The following is a 14,853-nucleotide window of genomic DNA, read 5'->3' as shown; positions in this document are numbered from 1 at the left end:
CCCATTACCCCTACAACAAAAAAGCGTGAGACTTATCTCACGCTTTTTTTATCCGATATATTTATTAGCGATAATATAATTATTCAAAGCGAATAATTAATAAAACAAATGAAAATCGCCATCACCCTGGGCGAATTATTTGAACTCGCCCATGTTATCGGTTGGGAATAAGAAACTATCCCGGAATATGCATCAAGGCAGCACTTTCGCCGATTGGATCACGATCGGTTTGGTCGGCACATTCTGATAAGGGCCGACGTTTTCCGTCTGCACCTGAGCAATTTTGTCCGCCACATCCATGCCCTTGACAACTTTACCAAACACCGCATAGCCAAAATCGCGCTGGCCATGATCGAGAAACGCATTGTCGGCCACGTTAATAAAGAACTGACTGGTCGCGCTGTCTTTTTCCGCCGTACGCGCCATCGAAATGGTGCCGCGCAGATTGCGTAACCCGTTATCCGCTTCATTGACGATCGCCGGGTTAGTCGCTTTCTGCTTCATATCAGCGGTAAAACCGCCGCCCTGAATCATGAAGCCGGGGATAACGCGATGGAACGTCGTCCCGTTATAAAAACCGCTATTAACGTACTCGACAAAATTTTTCACCGAAACCGGCGCTTTTTGATTATCTAATGCCAGTTCAATGTTTCCTGCCGAAGTAGTCAGCAAAACATGCGTTACGCCGCTGGCGGCGAACACTGGGGAAAAAGCCGTAAGTGAAATAAAGGCCGCCGCGGCAACCAGAGTACGTTTGAGCATGAGGATCCCTTTTTGAAAAAACCGCCTACAGAAAGCGTAGTGATTGTAAATATCCATACTCCTTAGCGCTACCCATTTACCTTTTTTTACGTATAGATTACCTACCTTAACCAATTGTTAAACGCAAGATAGGTTCTTACTCCGCTTATGATGCGAAAAGGACCGGCGGTAAAGCCAGTCCTCCCCATTTTATTGCCGGCTGCGGTGAAGAAAATCAGCCCATACGCTCCGAGCGAACCGCCAGATCGCGGCTATACCGGCGGCTGGCGTCCACCAGCATGGCGGTATAGGCATTCTTCGGCGTATCGCGGGTTAAATCGCCGATACCCAGCGTTTCCAATATCCGGCCATACTGCATCACCGCTACTTTATGGCACAGATGGGAAATCACCCCCAGATCGTGGGTTACCAGCAGATAGGTTAATTTCTCCTGCTGCTGTAGCTCAACCAGTAGATTGAGGATTTCCGCCTGCACCGAGACATCCAACGCCGAGGTCGGCTCGTCCAACAGCAGCACCCGCGGCTCCAGAATCAACGCGCGGGCGATGGCGACGCGCTGGCGCTGTCCGCCGGACAGCTGATGAGGATAGCGGCGGCGGAACGACGTCCCTAACCCGACTTTCTCCAGCAGCGCATCAATACGCCGATCCCGGTCGGAGAAACGGTGGATCAGCAGCGGCTCTTCAAGAATGGTTTCCACCGTATGGCGCGGATGCAGCGAACCATAAGGATCCTGAAAAACCATTTGCACCCGGCGGCAGCGGGCCTGATCGATGCGATGCGCCAGCGGCTGGCCATCAATCAGCAAGTCGCCCCGCCAGTGATTAAACAACCCGGCCAAGCATTTCAGCACGGTTGTTTTTCCTGAGCCGGATTCCCCGACCAAACCGAAAATCTCTCCGTCATTAACGGTGAGATTAACGTCATACAGCACCTGATTCTGCGCGCTTCCTTGACCGAAAGACAGATTAAGGCCGTTCACTTCAATCATCGGCCTGTCTGATCCCGCAGGCCGGTCCGGATAAATGGTTGCAGTCGCCATAAGCGCTCCTTAGTTAATCCAGGCGGGATCGCGATGCATGACCGGCAGACGCGGACGAGGGCGATCGATATCCGGCAGAGAATTCAGTAACCCGCGGGTATAGGGATGCTGCGCGTTATCAAGGTCGGCCGCCGCGATCGACTCCACCACCCGGCCGGCATACATCACCAGCACCCGATCGCAGAAACTGCGCACCAGGTTGATATCATGGCTGATAAAAATCAGCCCGAGGCCGCGTTCAACCACCAGGTCGTCGAGCATCGCCAGCACCTGCAAACGCACCGACACATCCAGCGCGGAGGTAGGTTCATCGGCAATCACCACCTCTGGCTCGGTAATCAGCATCATGGCGATCATGATGCGCTGCCCCTGCCCGCCCGATATTTCATGCGGATACAATCCATACACGCGTTCCGGCTGGCGAATGCGCACCACATCCAGCATCGCCATCACTTTTTCCCTCGCCTCGCGCCGTGAAACCTTATGATGGGCGAGATAGGCTTCGGCAATCTGATCGCCGACGCGCACCACCGGATTCAATGAATATTTGGGATCTTGCATAATCATTGAAATACGCTTGCCGCGAATCTGGCGCATCCGCGCCTCATCGATATTGAGCAGGTCGATGTCGCCGAAGCGCATTCGGTCTGCGGCGATCCGCGCGCTGTGCGGATGTAAGCGCAACAGCGCGCGCCCGACGGTGGATTTACCGGATCCGGATTCACCGACAATCGCCAGCTTTTCACAGCCCAGCGTAAAGGAGACGCCGCGCACGGCATCGGTTACCGTCCCGCCATTGACGAAACTTACCCGCAGATTTTCAACATCCAGCAGGCGCTCCGGCGCGGGGCGGGAAGCGTTATTCTGTTCTGGGATCGAGGATGTCACGTAGGCCGTCTCCTAAAAAATTGAATGCCAGGCTGTTAATCAAAATCGCCAGCCCCGGAATAGTCACCAGCCACCAACACTCCATCATGTAGCGGCGGCCGGCGGAGATCATGGCCCCCCACTCCGGATCGGGCGGCTGCGCGCCTAATCCCAGGAAACCCAGCCCGGCGGCGGTCAGAATGATGCCGGCCATATTCATGGTGATGCGGATAATGACCGAAGGCAGACACAGCGGGACGATGTGATGCAGCAAGATACGGATGGACGAAGCGCCCTGTAATTTCACCGCGGAAACGAAATCCGCATGGCGCAGCGACAGGGTTTCCGCCCGCGCCAGACGGGCGATAGGCGGCCAGGCCGTCAGCGTAATGGCAATCACCACATGTTCCAGCCCCGGCCCCAGCGCGGCGACAAAAGCCAGCGCCAGCACCAGGCTGGGAAAAGAGATGAAAATATCGGTGATTCGCATCAGCACGGTATCGACCGCGCCGCCGTAGTAACCGGCGACAACGCCCAACAGCAGGCCGATCGGCCCGACGGTCACCGATACCAGCGCCACGATATACAACGTAATGCGCGATCCATAAACCAGACGGCTGAACACATCCCGACCGAACTCATCGGTGCCGAACCAATGCGCCGCGCCCGGCGCCTGTAATGCGTTGGATAAATCCTGCATCAGCGGATCGTGCGTCGCGATCCACGGCGCCGATATCGCCACCAGCATCAACATCAGCACAATGGCGCTGCCGATGGCGGTCAGCGGGTTGCGCATCATCAGCAATAGAAATCCCAATATCCGCATACAGCGTAGCTTCAGGCGACCGGCGCGCTTTTCCGATGGCGCGCCGAACGCCGATTCAGAGGAAATGCTCATGCGTTGGTCCTCGGATCAAATATTTGATACAGCATGTCCGACAGCAGGTTCAGGGTGACGAAGATCAACCCCACCAACAGGACACAGCCCATAACCGCGTTCATATCGCCCAGCAACAAACTGCCGGTGAGATAAGAGCCAAACCCCGGCCAGGAGAATACGGTTTCGATTAATACCGCCCCTTCCAGCAGCGAGCCGTAAGCCAGCGCGACAACCGTCAGCAACTGCACCAGAATGTTGCGAAACGCGTGCGCCCACACCACGCGGAATTCAGTCAGTCCTTTTACCCGCGCGGTAATGATGTATTCCTGTGATAGCTGCGCCAGCATGAAGCTGCGCGTCATACGGCTGATATAAGCCAGGGAGTGGAAACCAAGAATGGTGGCGGGCAGCAGCAGGTGATTAAGCGCGCTGCGGAATACCTCCCAGTTGCCCTCCAGCATGGCGTCAAGCAACAGCAGCCCGGTACGGTTTTCCACCAGGCCGTCGTAGGCCATGTCTACCCGTCCGGCGCCGCCTACCCAGTTAAGCCAGGCGTAAAAAACCAGCAGCCCCATCATCCCCACCCAGAATATCGGCGTGGAATAACCGGCCAGACTGATGAAACGCACGATATAGTCCGCGATTTTCCCGCGCCGAGCCGCAGCCAGCACGCCTAACGGCACCCCCAGGCCCGCGCCGACGATAATCGCCATCGTGGCCAGCTCTATGGTGGCGGGGAAAACGCGGATAATGTCGTCGATTACCGGACGGCCGGTCAGCAGGGCATTGCCCAGATCGCCATGCAGCAGCGAATTAAAGTAGATAAAGAATTGCACATACAGCGGTTTATCCAGGCCCAACTGCTGATAAACCTGCTGGTAGGTGCTTTGATCGGCATCCTGTCCGACAATAGCCAGGACTGGGTCGATAGGCATCACGCGGCCGATCACGAATGTCAGGACCAATAATCCTAACAGCGTGACGACGACCTGAAATAAGCGTTTTGCCAACCGACGCAGTAATCCGCCTGGCTTGATCCAATCAGAGAAAACCATGTTATTTCTCCTGATATCCCGGCTAATGGTGAAGCGAAACGCCCACTAGCGCGGTCATTGCATTCTGGCGTTGTGGCTCAGGCGCACTAACCGGCCAAACCGAACCGGCTAATGACCAACCGATCGCATAAATCCGTCGCAGCTAACTAGCGTTGCTTGTAGACCTCTCGCAGAAATGTTGTTGACGACGGATGCGGCACATAGTCCATCACGTCCTTACGCAACACCACGGAATCGATCATCTGGGAAACCGGAATAATGGCCGGATACAACGCTTCATAACGGTTTTGCACATCGATATACATCTGCTTCTGTTTCTGCGGATCTTTCTCCAGCAGCGCCTGGTCGATCATCTCGTTCAGTTGCTTATCGTAGAAAGAGGTGCGCCAGCCCTGGAAGTTGGTCAGTTTGGCGGCATCGCTGTTATCCGGGTTATAGACCACCGACCGCAAACTGGAGTGCGGATGGGGATCCACGCCGCCGCCGCCGCGGCCGACCAGCATATCGAAGTTACGATCGCGCATCGCGCCGTACACCTGATTACCCGTGCCGGAGAGGATTTTGGCTTTGATGCCGCCCTGGGCCAGCGTTGACTGCACCGAGGTGGCAAGATTCAGGAAAGGCTGGTCCGACAGAACGCGCAGCGTGGTTTCAAACCCGTTCGGATACCCCGCTTCCGCCAGCAAAGATTTGGCCCGTGCGACGTCCAGCTTATAGCCGGGATCCGGCAGCGTGGCGTCCATTCCTTTCTGAATAGGGCGCTGGTGGTAGAAGCCATAGCCGGTCATGACGGTTTTGTTGATGCCGTCATAGTCGATCAGATAGCGTACCGCCTCACGGACTTTCGGATTGGCGAAATGCGCATTCTTCAGACTCATCGCTACGTAATACAGCGTGCCTTTGACGACTTCTTTGACGGCGATGTCGTTATTCCGCCTCAACGCATTGATATCGGGCACCGACATGCCGGTCGCCACATCGATATCCCCTTTTTCAATCATCAGGCGCAGCGCCTGCGATTCGGTCATGTGACGGAAAATAACGCGCCTCATTTTCGCATCGCCGCGCCAATAGCCATCAACACGGCTTATGCGCAGCACGTCTTTCGCCTGCCACACGTCCAGCTTAAAGGGGCCGGAGCCCGCTTCATTGGTCGTCAACCAGCCGTTGCCCCAGTCTCCGTTCTTCTCATGCTGCATAACCGTCTGGCGATCCAACACCGAGCCGCTGCCCAAGGTCGCCAGCGAGTAAATCACCAGCTTGGGGTCATTCGGCTTGGGGAGTTCTATCTCCACCGTATGCGCATCTTTGGCGCGGATCATTTTCTCCACGTTGTCCGCGGTGAAACCATAAGATTTCCAGGTGGTGGCCTGAGCCATATTCAGGTGCAATAACCGGCTCATCGACCAGACGAAATCATCCGCCGTTACCGGATGACCGGAATGGAATTTGGCGTTATCCACCAGATTGAAAGTAATCACGTTGCCGTCATCACTCACGCTCCAGCTTTTCGCCAGGGAAGGTAAAACATGGTTTAGATTGTCGGGGTCAAGCTCCACCAGCGAATCATAGAGATTCACCACCACGCCAACCACTTCGTTGCCCGTCATGGCCGCCGGATCGAGCGATAGCATGTTATTCATATTGATTCCGACAATCAGCTGATCGTCGGGCGTCTTTGCCGACAGTAATGCAGGTGTTGCAACGACGCAGAGTAAACTTAATAGTAGGGTTCGAAGTATTGCTCGTACTTTCATCATTTTCTCCAGGTGTGGAAATATGGAAGACGACAACTTTTTATTTTTTAATGATGTTCTCTTTCAGAAAACGAACGTCACGCTTTACTTAAGGTATGCTCCTCAATCCAATCAAAATTAATGTCTTCCCCCAGACCGGGGCGCTGCGGCAGATGCACGAATCCTTCGTCATCCATCGGATCCACAATGGCGTTCAGATAAGCGGCGGGTTGGTCATAATTCAGGAAGGGGTGTAATAATCCGCGTTCATACCAGCGGCAGTTTTTTATCGCCCCCACCACCGCCAGATTCGGCGCGCCGTTACCATGAACTTCACAGTCCATGCCAAAGGATTCCGCCAGATGCGCCACTTTCAGGCATGGCGAAATACCACCGACGCCCTGGACGCCGGCCCGTAAAATATCGCACGCCCCCTCTTTCACCCAGTCAGCTCGACTAAGGTACTTACCGGACAGACTTTCCGGTCCGATGACATCAATCTCCAGGCTTTTGGTCAGCCAGCTGTAAGAGGCCATGCTTTGCTCTTCCATCGGCTCTTCAAACCAGGTGAAGTTCAGCTTCTGCAGCTCTCGGCCGATGTACAGGGCGTCGCTGCGGCTGTACCAGTGGTAGCCGTCCAGCATCAGACAGATATCCGGCCCAACGGCTTCACGCACGGCGGCGCAGGCTTTTACGTCCATTTTAGGGCTGGGAGCGAAAGAAACCGGCGGCATCCAGGTATGCAGCTTGATGGCTTGATAACCGCGCTGAACCAGCTTTTCAGCGAATTGCGCATACTCTTCCGGGGTGGATAAACCGCCAGGCAATTCATCGCCACACATGGTGCTGCCGTAGGCCGGCACTTTTTCACGAAACCCGCCCAACAGCTTGTGTACCGGAAGATCGAGCGTGCGCCCCAGTAAATCCCATAAGGCCGACTCGGCGATAGATAGCGCCCGATCGGTCAACTGGTTGGCGCTGCCGCGCTGCCAGTGCGCCAGATCCTGCCAGAGACGCTCGCGGTCGAACGGGTTTTGCCCGATGAGAACCTTACGGAAGAAGGCGTTAATGATGTGGGGACGAATCACTTCCGGCGGCGCAAAGGCATAGCCTTTATGACCGTCGTCCGCGCTTATCGTCAGCATCGCCATTTTAGCCTGATTCTCGGCGCCGGGATGAGAATGCCCCGCGCTGTCGGAAACCCGGAACGTCGGGTACGTAAAGACGGTGACATCAATTGACTCTATTTTCACGTTGTTACCTGCCTTTTTTGCTATTAAACACAGCTCGTTTCCAATGATTTTCAGTGAAAAAACGCACATATTAAGGGGCGCGATTCATGTGCGGATAAGATCTGTATAAGTGAAAAAACAGATATTTCTATTTGCGCCTGCTTACAGAGAGATCGCCATCACAAAAAAAGAAATCGCGTGTTAATTAAAAAAAAATGTCGTTTTATTTTTTAATTATTGGGACTGTTGCCGGTTTAGTCATTAGGCAATTTCTTTCATATAAAGAAATTATGGTGCGGATAATTAGGCAATTGCCCACAACCTTGTGAGCATTATCACTAGAGAAATCAAAAGACTTGTCTTTATTACGGGTAATCCATCGAATGACATACGCGTTTTGGCGTCGGCCGTTCACGCGCCGGCGGGCGTTTCCCCTTCCTGGCGCGATATCCGGTTCGGTATTTTGAATAGCGGCGGCGCTGTTCGATCAACCCACGGTCATTTCGCGGCGCCGGCACACAAAAGTTAAGTGAATTATTAGTTACCAGCCCATTGAAAAAAAAGCATTTTCGCCTATATGATGGTCGCGGCCCGAAATGATGCAGCCCAATCCGTTGCGGATGATGAAATTCAGGTCACAGATGGCGGCGCGCAGCCGAAATTTACCCATCGCTGACGGCGGCGGCGAATAGAACATCATCATCGGCATCGCTCCCCCGTATTCTGTTCTGGCGGCAGCCGGTTTTATTAACCCACACTCACCAAGAGGTTCCACATGGATTACCTGCCAATATTCTGTCAGTTACACGATAAACATTGTTTATTGGTAGGTGGGGGAGAAGTCGCCGAACGTAAGGCCAAGCTGCTATTGGACGCCGGCGCCACCCTTACGGTGAATGCCATCGCCTTCAGTGAAAAATTTCTTCGCTGGCAGCAAGAAAAACGGGCGACGCTGGTGCAAGGCTCCTTTGAGCCTTCGCTGTTAACCGGCGTATGGCTGGTGATCGCCGCCACCGACGATCGCGACATCAACAAGCAGGTTTATGAGTGCGCCAGCAAACGGCAGATCTTCTGCAACACCGTGGACGACGTGCAAAGCGCAAGTTTCATTATGCCTTCCATTATCGACCGTTCACCCTTGATGGTCGCCGTGTCGTCCGGGGGGACCGCGCCCGTGCTGGCGCGCATACTGCGAGAAAAACTGGAAGGCATCCTGCCGCTGCATCTTGGCAAGCTGGCCGCCTTTGCCGGGGAATTGCGTCAACGCGTACAAGGCCGTTTCAGAAAAGCGGATACACGCCGCCGTTTCTGGGAAAAGCTGTTTATCCACGACCGCTTGGGCCAAGCGCTGGCGAATAACGACGACGCCGGCGTACAGCAGCTTACCGAGCAGCTTTTCTCCGAACCGCTGGATGACAGAGGGGAAGTGGTGCTGGTGGGCGCCGGCCCCGGCGATGCCGGATTACTAACGCTGAAAGGCTTACAGAAACTGCAACAGGCGGATATCGTGGTTTACGATCGTCTGGTTTCAGAAGATGTGCTTAATCTGATCCGGCGTGACGCCGAGTGCATTTTTGTCGGTAAGCAATCCGGCCATCACTGCGTTCCTCAGGAACAGATTAATCAGCTATTGCAGGAGAAAGCGCTGGCGGGTAAACGGGTTGTGCGGCTGAAAGGCGGCGATCCTTTCATATTCGGCCGCGGCGGCGAAGAGTTGGAACATTTGCAACAAGCCGGGATCCCTTTCTCCGTCGTGCCGGGAATTACCGCCGCTTCCGGCTGCTCCGCCTACAGCGGTATTCCGTTAACCCACCGTCATTATTCCCAGGGCGTAAGACTGATCACCGGGCATGTTCAGCATGACGCCGAACTCGATTGGGCCAGCCTGGCGGCGGAAAAGCAAACGCTGGTATTCTACATGGGGCTTCAGCAGGCGGATTACATTCAGCGCAAACTGATAGAACAGAAGCTGCCCGATACGGTGCCGGTGGCGCTGGTCGAAAACGGCACCTCCACGGCGCAGCGGGTATTCACCGGGCAACTCTCACAGCTTGGGGAACTGGCAAAACGGGCCGTCAGTCCGAGCTTGATCATTATCGGCAACGTCGTCGGCCTGAGAGAAAAACTGAACTGGTTCACGGGGCGTCCGGAATAATCGCCGCTTCGACATCCTCCCTTTTTAGCAAGCCCTCGCCGGAACATACGCCGTTCCGGCGAGGGTCGCATCCCGTCAATGCACCACATTAATGCACTGAACCATAATTGAGCATAGCGATGCACCATTTTGGTTATACGCATGTTCCAAGCATCATCTTAGTGCCTTGCTTTATGTTCTACATGACTTAATGTTGAACTATTTGATATTAATTAATAAGCAAAATATATGAATAAATAGTCAGTCGCGGAACAGATAAAAAATGGTCCGAATATTGCTTTGCACCCTAAGCGCTTCTACAGGAGAGCCGTGCGATACCCGGAGATAATCCCTAATCGCGCCCCTCGTTGTTTGTACCTGAAGATGTGTGTACCTGAAAAATCACCTATCTACATCGTCGTTCCCGAACATGATGTGGTCCGCCAATCATAAAAACAGTTCTGATCACAGAACAAAAGCAGTTGGGAGCTATTTGTGGAAGAAGTAACTTTCTGGCAACTCATCAGTTTTGGTGAAAATGGCTGGGGGAAATTATTACTACTCGGCGCAGGAATGACGCTCGCGCTGGCGAGCTGCGGATTCCTACTCGGCGCGCTTATCGGCACGCTCGGCGCCTGGTCAAAAATCTGCGGTAATCGTCCGGTACGTTACCTTGCTGACGGCTATACCACCATCATACGCGGCATACCGGATCTGCTGATCATCTACCTGCTCTATTTTGGCGGCAGCTCGGCATTAACCATGATAGCCAAGCTGTTCGGCAGTAATGAATTTATCGGACTTCCCGGCTTCGTCGCCGGGGTGATCGCCGTCGGGATCTCTTCCGGCGCACAGCAGACGGAAGTGTTCCGCGGCGCGTTTTATGCAGTCTCCAAAGGTGAAATTGAAGCCGCCAAAGCCTGCGGCATGTCCACTCTCCTGCGTCTGCGGCGCATCATTATGCCGCTCCTGCTGCGCCATGCGATACCGGCTTTAGGCAATGTCTGGCAGTTGGTGCTGAAAGCTTCGGCGCTGGTATCGGTAACCGGAGTGGCGGAACTATTGACCCAATCCCAAACTGGTTCCGGCTCAACCGGCAAGCCGTTCGATTTCTTTATGGCGGCGGCGGTGCTTTATCTAATTATCTCTATCTGTTCCGGCTGGATCATGCGCCGGGCGGAGTCATATTATTCCCGGGGTGTAAGACGCTGATGGATTTTCCTTTTATTTATGCAACCTTTCTGGAAATTATTCCCGGCATCCCTCTGACCTTGCAGCTCGCCGTCGGCTCTGTTTTTCTGGGATTTTTTCTGGCGCTGGGGCTGGCATTGATGCAGCTGTCCGGCAATGGATTATTGCGATCCTTTGCGCGCACCTATGTCCTGTTTTTCCGCGGTACGCCGCTACTGGTGCAACTATTCCTGATCTATTACGGATTGGGCCAGTTCGTGTGGATCCGGGAAAGTTTTCTCTGGCCGCTACTGCGCGAACCTTATTGGTGCGCCTTGCTGTCGCTCAGCCTGTGCACCGGCGCTTACGCCAGCGAAATTATCCGCGGCGGGTTGCTGTCGGTTCCCGCCGGACAGATAGAAGCGGCGCGCGCCTGCGGTATGCCTTCGCTGATGATTTTCAGGCGTATTATCTTTCCGCTGGCGATCCGGCAGGCATTGCCGGCCTATGGCAATGAGCTGATCTCCATGATCAAATCCACCTCGCTGGCCTCCATTATTACGCTGATGGAGATCACCGGCATCGCGGCGCGCATTATCTCGGAAACCTACCGGGCGCTTGAAGTTTTTCTGATCGCCGGCTCCATCTATTTGTTTATCAATCTGATTCTGACGCGCCTGCTGATTTGGGCGGAGTTCACCATTACCCCCTATTCACGTGCGCCCATCGTACAATCGTCGGCGGAAAAAATTAAAAAACTGGGAGACTTTCAATGACCACACCAGCGATCAGCCTGCGCAACATTCATAAAAGTTTCGGTTCTCTGGAAGTATTGAAAGGTATCTCTTTTGATGCCAGCCAGGGGGAGGTGGTTTCCATTCTCGGTTCATCCGGTTCAGGAAAATCCACGCTGTTGCGCTGTATCAATATGTTGGAACTTCCCGATCAAGGCGAGATCGTGGTTGCCGGGGAGTCCATCGAAATGCAAAAAAACCGCAAAGGCCAGAGCCGGCCGTCGAACCCCAGACAAATCGATCGCATACGCACGCAGCTCGGCATGGTATTCCAGAATTTCAACCTGTGGTCGCATAAAACCGTGCTGGAAAACGTGATTGAAGCGCCGGTGCACGTATTAAAACGCCCCCATGCGGAGTGCGTGGAGCACGCCGGACACCTGCTGGAGAAGGTGGGATTGGCCGACAAACAGCACTACTACCCTTCCCATCTGTCAGGCGGTCAACAGCAGCGGGCGGCGATTGCCCGCGCATTAGCCATGGCGCCGAAAGTCATGTTGTTCGACGAACCGACATCGGCGCTCGATCCTGAACTGGTCGGCGAAGTGTTGCGCGTTATGCGCACTCTGGCCGATGAAGGCATGACCATGCTGGTGGTCACTCACGAGATGGATTTCGCCCGTGAAGTTTCTAATCGCGTGGTCTTTCTGCATCAAGGCGAGATTGAAGAACAGGGTACGCCGGAGCAGGTATTCACCGCCAGCCAGTCCGCCCGCTTCCGGCAATTCATCGCCAGTTGGTAACGTATCATACTAATTATTAAACATATTTACACCAGGAGAATACCTTATATGATGAAATCAAGATTAAAAATGATCGCCTGTTCTCTGTGTCTGGCAAGCACGCTGGTTGCGGCATTCAACGCCTCGGCGGAAGAGAAGAAATGGACGACGGTGCGGCTCGCTACCGAAGGCGCGTTCTATCCTTATAACTTCACCAAGCCGGACGGCTCACTGGATGGCTTCGAAATCGATCTGTACAAGGTCTTGTGCAGCAGCATGCAGGTGAAATGCGAAATCATGGTGCAGCCATTTACCAGTTCGATTCCCGCGCTGAACGCCGGCAAGTTCGACGCTATCATTTCCGGCATGTCCGCCACTGAAAAGCGCCGTGAAGTCATCGACTTCAGCCAGCCGTATAGCCAAAGCGGGCAGACCTTCGCGACGCTGAAATCCAGCCCGCTGGCTGCAGCGTTTCCCGACGCCGGTAAACGTTTCTCGCTGAAACCAGAAAGCGAAGCCGCCGCGCAGGAAGAAATTGAAAAGCTGAAACCGCTGCTGAAGGGCAAGACTATTGGCGTTCAGTCCGCGTCTATCGCCAGCACCTTTCTGAATAAATACTTCAAAGGCGTGATGACCGTACGTGAGTACAAAACCACGCAAGAGCACGATCTCGATCTGAAAGCGGGGCGCGTGGATCTGGTTATCGCCTCCCCGGCCTACCTGACCGGCGTGACCAAAAAACCGGGCAACGAAAACATCGTATTGCCGGGGCCGCAGTTTGTTGGCGGCATTCTGGGCAGCGGTTCATCGGTTGGCCTGCGGAAATCCGACCCGGAATTAAAAGCCATGTTTAATGCCGCTATCGAGAAAGCCAAAAACGACGGCACGCTGAAAACCCTGAGCGAGAAATGGTTTGGCATGGATACCGCGCCGCTCTGAGTTTCTCAGACGATGCGTATCCGTTTTCTTACCATGCGATAAAAGAGTCCAAGTAAATGAATTCGACACAAACTGACAAGACATTGCCGCCGGTCGACCAGAGCGCCGTAGAGGAAATCTGCGGATTGATTACGGCGAAACGGCAACAGTTCTGCACGCTCAGCGACGCTATCTGGGATACGCCGGAGCTGAACTATGAGGAATACCGATCTTCCGCCCAGCATGAAGCCGTGCTGAAAGCGGAAGGATTTCGCCTGACGACCGGCATTGCCGGCATGCCCACCGCCTTATTGGGCGAATTTGGTTCAGGTTCGCCGGTTATCGCCATTCTCGGCGAATACGATGCTCTGCCGGGCTTAAGCCAGCAGGCGAACGTCGCCGAACCCAAGCCGTTGGAAAATGGCGGCAACGGACACGGTTGCGGACACAATCTACTCGGCAGCGCGTCATTGCAGGCGGCTACCGCCGTTAAAGATTATCTGCAAAAACATGCGATGTCCGGCACCGTTCGTTTCTACGGTTGCCCGGCGGAAGAAGGCGGTTCGTCAAAAGGTTTCATGGTCAAAGCCGGCGTGTTCGACGATGTCGATATCGCCATCTGCTGGCATCCGGCCGCGTTTACCGGGGTAAACAGCCCGGAATCGCTGGCCTGCAACGAACTGAATTTCTACTTCAAAGGCCGCGCTTCCCACGCCGCCAGCAGCCCGCATCTGGGCCGCAGCGCATTGGATGCGGTCGAGTTAATGAACGTTGGCGTTAACTATATGCGCGAGCATATGCCCTCTTCCGCCCGTGTGCATTACGCTATTACCGACAGCGGCGGCCACGCGCCCAACGTGGTGCAGGCCAACGCAACCGTTCGCTATCTGGTGCGGGCCCGGCGGCTGCCGGAACTGCATCAGTTAGTAAACCGGGTTAAGAAAATCGCGCAAGGCGCCGCGCTGATGACGGAAACCGAGGTCAGCCATGAAGTGCTGAGCGGAGACGCCAACCTTCTCGGCAACGCACCGCTGGAACATCGAATGCACCAGCATTTGCTGGCGCTGGGTCCCATTGAGTTTGATGAGCAGGATCGCCAGTTCGCCGCGAAATTCCAGGCCGCGATGACGGCGGAAGATATCGCCAATTCTTACGCTCGCTTTGGGTTAAGACCTCAACCCGGTCAAGCGCTGCATGAGGGGATCTATCCGCTCTACAGTCCCGATCCCGCCTTTATCGGCTCAACGGATGTAGGGACGGTCAGTTGGGTGGTGCCGACCGTTCAGATTCGCAGCGCGACTTACGCGATTGGAACCCCGGCTCACTCATGGCAGTTGGTGGCGCAGGGCAAAGCGCCGGCGGCGCACAAGGGGATGGAATATGCCGCCAAAGCGATGGCCTCGCTGGCGGTAGATCTGTTAACGACCCCGGAATTAATCGAACAGGCCAAAGCCGATCTGCAGGCTCAATTACGGCAAACGCCGTTTGAGAACCCGATTCCGGATGATGTCTATCCGCCGCTGCCGCAGTAATTGGCGAAA

14 protein-coding genes are annotated in these 14,853 nt (G+C 54.6%); 6 read left to right on the top strand and 8 right to left on the bottom strand.

The window, feature by feature from the left end:
• Positions 1-192 precede the first annotated feature (192 nt).
• From ppiA to HC231_RS02040, 8 genes are all read right to left on the bottom strand, one after another.
• Entirely contained in the window at positions 193-762 is a 570-nt protein-coding gene (ppiA, locus tag HC231_RS02075) for a peptidylprolyl isomerase A (RefSeq protein ID WP_208229525.1), read from the bottom strand.
• 214 nt (positions 763-976) lie between these two features.
• Positions 977-1,753, bottom strand: a complete 777-nt coding sequence (locus tag HC231_RS02070; RefSeq protein ID WP_208231189.1) for an ABC transporter ATP-binding protein — start codon at positions 1,751-1,753, stop codon at positions 977-979.
• 60 nt (positions 1,754-1,813) lie between these two features.
• Entirely contained in the window at positions 1,814-2,692 is an 879-nt protein-coding gene (locus tag HC231_RS02065) for an ABC transporter ATP-binding protein (RefSeq protein ID WP_208229524.1), read from the bottom strand.
• Positions 2,664-3,497, bottom strand: a complete 834-nt coding sequence (locus HC231_RS02060) for an ABC transporter permease (protein WP_425490545.1) — start codon at positions 3,495-3,497, stop codon at positions 2,664-2,666. The genes HC231_RS02065 and HC231_RS02060 overlap by 29 nt, the downstream gene beginning before the upstream one ends.
• A 68-nt stretch (positions 3,498-3,565) precedes the next feature.
• On the bottom strand, positions 3,566-4,606 hold the full coding sequence (locus tag HC231_RS02055) for an ABC transporter permease (RefSeq protein WP_208229522.1): 1,041 nt from the start codon (positions 4,604-4,606) through the stop codon (positions 3,566-3,568).
• 146 nt (positions 4,607-4,752) lie between these two features.
• Entirely contained in the window at positions 4,753-6,363 is a 1,611-nt protein-coding gene (locus HC231_RS02050; RefSeq protein ID WP_208231188.1) for an ABC transporter substrate-binding protein, read from the bottom strand.
• A gap of 77 nt (positions 6,364-6,440) precedes the next feature.
• A complete protein-coding gene (locus HC231_RS02045) occupies positions 6,441-7,595 on the bottom strand; it encodes a mandelate racemase family protein (RefSeq protein WP_208229521.1) in 1,155 nt (384 codons plus the stop codon).
• 520 nt (positions 7,596-8,115) lie between these two features.
• Positions 8,116-8,277, bottom strand: a complete 162-nt coding sequence (locus HC231_RS02040) for a hypothetical protein (RefSeq protein ID WP_208229520.1) — start codon at positions 8,275-8,277, stop codon at positions 8,116-8,118.
• A gap of 72 nt (positions 8,278-8,349) precedes the next feature.
• Between HC231_RS02040 and cysG the strand changes: the two genes are divergently transcribed.
• The 6 genes from cysG to HC231_RS02010 all read left to right on the top strand — a co-directional run bounded on the left by cysG (position 8,350) and on the right by HC231_RS02010 (position 14,844).
• Positions 8,350-9,729, top strand: a complete 1,380-nt coding sequence (gene cysG, locus HC231_RS02035) for a siroheme synthase CysG (RefSeq protein WP_208229519.1) — start codon at positions 8,350-8,352, stop codon at positions 9,727-9,729.
• Between the two features lie 474 nt (positions 9,730-10,203).
• A complete protein-coding gene (locus HC231_RS02030; RefSeq protein ID WP_208229518.1) occupies positions 10,204-10,920 on the top strand; it encodes an ABC transporter permease in 717 nt (238 codons plus the stop codon).
• Positions 10,920-11,654: an ABC transporter permease gene (locus tag HC231_RS02025; RefSeq protein WP_208229517.1), complete on the top strand. Its 735-nt coding sequence runs from the start codon at positions 10,920-10,922 to the stop codon at positions 11,652-11,654. The genes HC231_RS02030 and HC231_RS02025 overlap by 1 nt, the downstream gene beginning before the upstream one ends.
• Positions 11,651-12,415, top strand: coding sequence for an ABC transporter ATP-binding protein (locus HC231_RS02020; RefSeq protein ID WP_208229516.1), 765 nt, complete (start codon positions 11,651-11,653; stop codon positions 12,413-12,415). Before HC231_RS02025 ends, HC231_RS02020 begins: the two co-directional genes overlap by 4 nt.
• A gap of 48 nt (positions 12,416-12,463) precedes the next feature.
• Positions 12,464-13,333: a transporter substrate-binding domain-containing protein gene (locus HC231_RS02015; protein ID WP_208229515.1), complete on the top strand. Its 870-nt coding sequence runs from the start codon at positions 12,464-12,466 to the stop codon at positions 13,331-13,333.
• Between the two features lie 56 nt (positions 13,334-13,389).
• Positions 13,390-14,844 (top strand): M20 family metallopeptidase, encoded by a 1,455-nt coding sequence (locus HC231_RS02010; RefSeq protein WP_208229514.1) that lies wholly within the window; start codon positions 13,390-13,392, stop codon positions 14,842-14,844.
• Positions 14,845-14,853: the final 9 nt, after the last annotated feature.

The organism is Brenneria izadpanahii, from assembly GCF_017569925.1.
In the GTDB taxonomy this organism is placed as follows: Bacteria; Pseudomonadota; Gammaproteobacteria; order Enterobacterales; family Enterobacteriaceae; genus Brenneria; species Brenneria izadpanahii.
The sequence above is the reverse complement of the archived record's forward strand: the minus strand, read 5'-3'. Positions and strand labels throughout refer to the sequence as shown.

Coding starts and splice junctions, on each gene's coding strand:
- HC231_RS02055 (WP_208229522.1), bottom strand. CDS start 4,606: ATGGTTTTCTCTGATTGGATCAAGCCAGGCGGATTACTGCGTCGGTTG.
- HC231_RS02070 (WP_208231189.1), bottom strand. CDS start 1,753: ATGATTGAAGTGAACGGCCTTAATCTGTCTTTCGGTCAAGGAAGCGCG.
- HC231_RS02020 (WP_208229516.1), top strand. CDS start 11,651: ATGACCACACCAGCGATCAGCCTGCGCAACATTCATAAAAGTTTCGGT.
- HC231_RS02010 (WP_208229514.1), top strand. CDS start 13,390: ATGAATTCGACACAAACTGACAAGACATTGCCGCCGGTCGACCAGAGC.
- HC231_RS02050 (WP_208231188.1), bottom strand. CDS start 6,363: ATGAAAGTACGAGCAATACTTCGAACCCTACTATTAAGTTTACTCTGC.
- HC231_RS02040 (WP_208229520.1), bottom strand. CDS start 8,277: ATGATGATGTTCTATTCGCCGCCGCCGTCAGCGATGGGTAAATTTCGG.
- HC231_RS02015 (WP_208229515.1), top strand. CDS start 12,464: ATGATGAAATCAAGATTAAAAATGATCGCCTGTTCTCTGTGTCTGGCA.
- HC231_RS02025 (WP_208229517.1), top strand. CDS start 10,920: ATGGATTTTCCTTTTATTTATGCAACCTTTCTGGAAATTATTCCCGGC.
- cysG (WP_208229519.1), top strand. CDS start 8,350: ATGGATTACCTGCCAATATTCTGTCAGTTACACGATAAACATTGTTTA.
- HC231_RS02060 (WP_425490545.1), bottom strand. CDS start 3,497: ATGCGGATATTGGGATTTCTATTGCTGATGATGCGCAACCCGCTGACC.
- ppiA (WP_208229525.1), bottom strand. CDS start 762: ATGCTCAAACGTACTCTGGTTGCCGCGGCGGCCTTTATTTCACTTACG.